This is a genomic window from Pseudomonas sp. UBA3149 (assembly GCF_002364655.1).
Lineage (GTDB): Bacteria > Pseudomonadota > Gammaproteobacteria > Pseudomonadales > Pseudomonadaceae > Chryseomonas > Chryseomonas luteola.
On sequence record NZ_DEYV01000013.1, the window covers coordinates 114208 to 120207 of the forward strand.

General features: G+C 49.6%; 5 protein-coding genes. 3 read left to right on the forward strand and 2 right to left on the reverse strand.

Annotated features, from left to right (window positions below; genetic code table 11):
* Positions 1–73: 73 nt before the first annotated feature.
* Positions 74–943: an alpha/beta fold hydrolase gene (locus B3729_RS11810; RefSeq protein WP_125888829.1), complete on the reverse strand. Its 870-nt coding sequence runs from the start codon at positions 941–943 to the stop codon at positions 74–76.
* 745 nt (positions 944–1688) lie between these two features.
* Here B3729_RS11810 and B3729_RS11815 point away from each other — a divergent pair.
* Entirely contained in the window at positions 1689–3284 is a 1596-nt protein-coding gene (locus B3729_RS11815) for an isocitrate lyase (RefSeq protein WP_286787989.1), read from the forward strand.
* Positions 3285–3388: 104 nt separating this feature from the next.
* Entirely contained in the window at positions 3389–3715 is a 327-nt protein-coding gene (locus B3729_RS11820; protein ID WP_010798964.1) for a hypothetical protein, read from the forward strand.
* A gap of 129 nt (positions 3716–3844) precedes the next feature.
* Here the strand turns inward: B3729_RS11820 and B3729_RS11825 are convergent, their stop codons facing one another.
* The gene (locus B3729_RS11825) at positions 3845–4996 is read right to left on the reverse strand and encodes an acyltransferase family protein (protein WP_181123519.1); all 1152 of its coding nucleotides are present in this window, start codon (positions 4994–4996) and stop codon (positions 3845–3847) included.
* A gap of 503 nt (positions 4997–5499) precedes the next feature.
* Between B3729_RS11825 and B3729_RS11830 the strand changes: the two genes are divergently transcribed.
* Positions 5500–5994, forward strand: coding sequence for an acyltransferase family protein (locus B3729_RS11830; protein ID WP_286787990.1), 495 nt, complete (start codon positions 5500–5502; stop codon positions 5992–5994).
* Positions 5995–6000: the final 6 nt, after the last annotated feature.

Below are 6000 nucleotides of genomic sequence, written 5' to 3' on the forward strand. Positions count from 1 at the left end.
TTGGGAGAAATGAGACGAGGTACTTTTTCTCAAGGCGGTTCGCAGCCTGACCTTTCTCATGAGGTCATCAGGGCTAGCCCTTCCAAGGCTTCAGGAATTCCAGCAATAGCTCATTAACGCGCTCGGGTCTCTCCTCATGGGGTAAATGACCACACTGGTCGATGGCAACGGTCTTTAGGTCTGTGGCCAGCTCTGCCCATACGGACGGCATATCGAACAACTTGCCTACTGCTTCGAAATTAGCGCCCCAGAGTGACAATGTCGGACAGCTGATTTTCACGTCCGCATCTTCATTATCCTGCGCTAGGTCTTCAGCATTAGCCCGGTAATCGGCCATGGCACCTCGGACCGCACCTGGCATTTGATAAGCCCGGACATAATGGTCAAAGGCTTCGCCCGTAATCGTCGTGGGGTCGTAGCACCAATCGGAAAAGAAATGTCGAAGCCATATGTCCTCCTTGCCTGAAATGAGACGTTCTGGAAGATCAGGCACCAGATGAAACATGAAGAACCAATAGTGCTTTGCAATGATTGCATTCATCTGGGTGGAAACCGTTCGTGTTGGAACATTGTCCATAACGACCAGACGTTCGAGCCGCTGCGGATGATCCTTGGCAAAGCGCGTAGCAACACGTGCACCGCGGTCATGGCCTACCAGAGCTATACGCTCTATCCCAAGACTATCCAACAGGGCACACAGGTCATTGGCCATGGTGCGCTTGTCATAGCCTGTCGACGGCTTTTCAGTCTCACCATAACCTCTTAGATCAGGCGCAATAACGCGATAGTGCTGCGCCAGCACCGGGATCTGTTGGCGCCAAGCGTAGGAAGTTTCAGGAAAGCCGTGCAACAGCACGACGGGCGCCCCGCTACCGGCATCCACATAATGCTGGAGAATGCCATTTGCACGCCTCTTGTGATGAGTGACTGCAACCTCTTGCATAGTGAACGCTCCAGCAGTGTTCAAAGGTATGACGTTAAGAACTGCTTTGCCCTGACATCGTTCCGATAGCATCGTCCATTGGATCAAAGGACGGCATCCAGCCTTGATAGCCATGTCGCAAGGGTTGAAATGAGCAAACTAGACCATCGCCTGCGGCGTTACTTGTAAAGTGCCCGCCCTCACCCTAGAGCCACTCCCTCTTCGTTTTCTCCTTCAGCGGCACAAAACTCCATGCTTCCAGGTGACTTATCAGTCAAAAGCAGGATGCCCCTTCACCCTAAAAGGTGCATGAACGCTGGGTTGTAGCCGCATCGTCTGATCACTACTACTTTTGTAGTACAAATATAATTTCACTACAAAAAAGCATTGACGACCCTTTTAAGGTCATGCAATCTGACCCTGCTTTCGCTAGAAAGAGGCCAAAAAGGCCTTCTGGCTGCGCTCCGGGTAACCCTCGGGCCATCCTTTGTAGTAACTGCCCATAAAGCACTACATAGAGTTGTAACTGTACGGAAACGGTTAGATGACCCCAGCGGTTCGGTCAGTATCAGGTGAACGACCTGATCCAAGGTATTCGTCTTTAGCGGTATCCCTGCAGGGTGTATCACTAGAGATGTCTTGTCTGCTGTTTCGCTTCCTTCAGTCGCACTCGACGTTGAGCCCAGTGCTGCGCTTATACGCGGCACGCAGGTCACGGTAGGAAAAACTATTCGAAAGTCATTTTCAGCCGAGAAGGATTGACCCCATGTCCGTTTATCAAAATGAAATCAATGCCATCGCAGCCTTGAGAGAAACAGCAGGCAAGAGTTGGAACGCTATCAACCCCGAATATGCCGCCCGGATGCGGATACAAAACCGCTTCAGGACCGGACTGGATATTGCGCGCTATACCGCGGCCATCATGCGCAAAGACATGGCTGAGTACGATGCCGACTCCTCGGCATATACCCAGTCCCTGGGCTGCTGGCACGGCTTTATCGGCCAGCAGAAGCTTATCTCCATCAAGAAGCACCTGAAGACCACCAACAAGCGCTACCTGTATCTGTCAGGCTGGATGATTGCGGCGTTGCGCTCGGAGTTCGGCCCACTACCGGACCAGTCCATGCACGAGAAGACGGCTGTTCCGGCCTTGATCGATGAGCTATATACCTTTTTGCGTCAGGCAGATGCACGCGAGCTGGGTGGCCTGTTCCGTGAGCTGGATGCTGCCCGTGCAGCCGATGAAAACGCCAAGGCTGCAGTAATCCAGCAACAGATCGACAGCTATGAAACCCATATCGTACCGATCATTGCCGATATCGATGCGGGCTTTGGTAATGCGGAAGCCACCTATTTGCTGGCCAAAAAGATGATCGAGGCCGGAGCCTGCTGTATCCAGCTGGAAAACCAGGTCTCGGATGAAAAGCAGTGCGGTCACCAGGATGGAAAGGTCACGGTCCCCCACGAAGATTTTCTGGCCAAGATCAATGCGGTTCGCTACGCATTCCTCGAGTTGGGAGTAGATGACGGCGTTATCGTCGCTCGCACAGACTCCCTGGGCGCCGGGCTGACCAAGCAGATTGCCGTCAGCAAGCAACCGGGCGACCTGGGCGATCAATACAACAGTTTTCTCGATTGTGAAGAGATCAGCCCTGCCGAACTGAAGAACGGAGACGTCATTCTCAACCGTGATGGAAAGCTGCTGCGTCCCAAGCGTCTGGCAAGCGGCCTATTCCAGTTCCGTCAGGGCAGCGGGCAGGATCGCGTTGTACTGGACTGCATGACATCGCTGCAAAATGGGGCAGACCTACTATGGATTGAAACGGAAAAGCCCCACGTTGGCCAGATCAAAAGCATGGTTGACCGCATCCGCGAGGTCGTTCCAAATGCCAAGCTGGTCTACAACAACAGTCCTTCCTTCAACTGGACGCTGAACTTCAGACAGCAGGTCTTTGACAGTCTGCAAGCCGAAGGCAAGGACGTATCGGCTTATGACCGTACCAAGTTGATGAGCGCAGAGTACGACGAGACCGAACTGGCCCGTATCGCCGATGAGAAAATTCGGACCTTCCAGCGGGACGGCTCCCGGGAGGCAGGGATATTCCATCACCTCATTACCTTGCCAACCTACCACACGGCGGCGCTGTCGACGGATAACCTGGCGAAGGGTTACTTCGCTGATGAAGGCATGCTGGCCTATGTAAAAGGCGTTCAACGCCAGGAGATTCGCCAGGGAATCGCCTGTGTGAAGCACCAGAACATGGCCGGCTCCGATATCGGGGACGATCACAAGGAATATTTCGCAGGCGAGGCAGCCCTCAAGGCGAGCGGCAAGGACAACACCATGAACCAGTTCCATTGACGAGTAACGTTATTCCGGCCCATCCGGGCCGGTTTTACCGTAAGTGACTTGTTTACCGTTTCCTTCCGAGTGCCACCGGAAGCTGTCTCACGAGGAGCCCTATCATGGATCTCAACAACCCAACCCTTGATGACTTGAAACAACTTTATGCCTCCTGCAAGGACAAAAATGATCACCACATCCTGTGGATTTGCTCATCCGGCAAGGTGCATATCGATCGGCTTCCGGCAAACGTCGACCCGGAAGCCTTCGAGAAGGAAAAACCGAACATGAAGGTTCGCTTCAAGACCTATCATCGTGGCAAAGGCTATGTTGGCAAGACCGCTGCGGCTGACGAGACGTTCATGTCACGTATGTACCGCACGCTTCTCGAACAATGGTCGAAGGCTCAAAGCAGCCCACGTGTTCAATACATAGAAAAATACTTCTAAGACTATTCGGGCAGCCCTTGCGGCTGCCCTTCTTACATACAAAAACCAGGGCATGCCCTGGTTTTTTATGCTGTGATCCGATCGCAAAAAAGCAACCTCCCACAAGGCCGCGTAGCGACTAACAATTCATCAAGGAGGCGGTGCCAATGCTTCAATGCCTTGCTTGGGCTTAAGGATAAATGGCTTTTCAATCATAAGAAACGTGATCGTCGAAATACCGCACACCAGCAACAGGATAAAAGGTAAAAACGCAAGGTAGCTGGTAACGCTTCCGCCGGTTACGGCAAAGCCATTGCACAGCGTAAAGACAACGTACAAAACGATGCCATGCAGCAAATAGATGCTGTAGCTGATCTCGCCCAAGGTCTTGAGGCCGCGCCGACTAAGCAGGCCAAACAGATCGTTTCCCAACGCCATGATCAGGAAAGCTATGCCCAACATGCTTACTTGCAACAACGAAAAATAGTCATCCAACCCCATGCTGATACCAATCAATACCACGGCAAGCACCGCCGCAGGTTTGCTCCTGAGCTTGGAAATCCAATGAGGACGGTGGTTTTTAACAAGCACCGGTAGGAAACCGGCCAGAAACAAAATGCCTAATGACGCATCAATAAAGTGAAAATAATGTGCAGGTATTACAGCAAGGGCGACAAGCAGAGAACCAGCCAGATACCAACCATAGCCTTGGCGATTCAAAAGAGCTGCCAATACCGGTAACAGTAAATAGAAAAACCACTCGTATTTTAGTGTCCATTGAACACCTGCCGTGATCAACCAGCTGTCTTCAAATCCATTAAAGGAGGATCCCTTGAATATTCCCCATCGTATTATTTCTTTCACCAGTTGAGGCAAACTGACCAAGTGGAATTGAGTCTGATAAAAACTGACAGCCGCTACGACTAGAACAGCAAAAACGTACAAAGGCATTATTCTTTTGACTCGAGAGCTAAAAACCCTTTTCCAGTCAATACTACTTTTGTTATAAATTTTTCCGAAAAACAGGAATCCGGTGATCATAAAGAACATAGATACGGGAACCGCGCCCATATTGTTCATGATGGTATTATCAGACCTGCCCCACTCTCCCGTTGCCTTCCAGTTATAGGTAACAAAAAAGTGGGAACATACGACCGATGTCGCCAGCAAGCCCCTGAGTGCATCCAGCGGAGAAGATCGTGAAAGCGCTTGACTTGACAGGATAGTGGTCTTGCTGAAGACATGGTCAAGTACGAAGAGCGAAATTATATACAGCGATATAATTCCAAAGGTCATCGTCATTTGGTTGAGTTCTCTTTCAATAATTCCATTTATGATCGGTCAGATAAACGCCATGACAGCCACTACGGCTCATCTGACTTCAGTTTTAACCAGACGCGCACCATGAAAGCAGTGCGATAGAGCCCTTCATCGTAAAGAAACTCACCCTGCTTAAACAATGATAGCCATTTGACCAATACATCTTGTATGCCGCAAAGATGAAGCAGCCCGCTCCCTCACCCTATCCTCTTACTCTTTTTTTAAAAGCCAAACCAACGAGAACCAATCAGCTGCTGCGCCTTATATAGTGGCAATTTGATAACTCATTAAAATCGTTGCAACCCATATTGACATCACATAGTCCTAGATATTAAGCGCACATTATTTGTAGTTTACTTTATAAATTAACCACGTAGTACATGTCGAATAATTGATCTAATTCTCAAAAAAACTTCTACTCTTTTTTTGCCATGAACTAACTTAGCAGCCGTGAAAGTTCTCATCTCATCGGAGCATGTTTATTCATGGAAAGGGATTACAGAAGTGACATAGATGGTCTAAGAGCAATAGCTGTGCTGCTTGTATTACTTAACCACGTTGGGGTTTCTGGTTTTGGGGGTGGATTTATAGGGGTCGATGTCTTTTTTGTGATTTCAGGTTTTCTTATTACACAAAACATTGCCGCTCAGGCCGAAAGGAGCAGTTTCAGCTTTACCCGTTTTTATTTAAACCGCATCAAGCGTTTAATGCCTGCACTGACAGTAGTCATTTTCTGCACAAGCATTGCCGCTTTTTTTGTTTTATTACCAAACGATTTGATTGGCTTTAGCCGAAGTGCATTGTTTTCCTACTTCGGACTTTCGAATTTTTACTTCTGGAAAGATACGGATGGCTACTTTTCATCCAGCAGTCACGAGGTTCCCCTGCTGCATACCTGGTCACTGGCGGTTGAAGAGCAGTACTATTTTGTCTGGCCGTTGCTATTTCTGCTCGGCTATCGCCTGTTAGGGAAGGTCTGAAGTAGC

Coding starts and splice junctions, on each gene's coding strand:
- B3729_RS11810 (WP_125888829.1), bottom strand. CDS start 943: ATGCAAGAGGTTGCAGTCACTCATCACAAGAGGCGTGCAAATGGCATT.
- B3729_RS11815 (WP_286787989.1), top strand. CDS start 1,689: ATGTCCGTTTATCAAAATGAAATCAATGCCATCGCAGCCTTGAGAGAA.
- B3729_RS11820 (WP_010798964.1), top strand. CDS start 3,389: ATGGATCTCAACAACCCAACCCTTGATGACTTGAAACAACTTTATGCC.
- B3729_RS11825 (WP_181123519.1), bottom strand. CDS start 4,996: ATGACGATGACCTTTGGAATTATATCGCTGTATATAATTTCGCTCTTC.
- B3729_RS11830 (WP_286787990.1), top strand. CDS start 5,500: ATGGAAAGGGATTACAGAAGTGACATAGATGGTCTAAGAGCAATAGCT.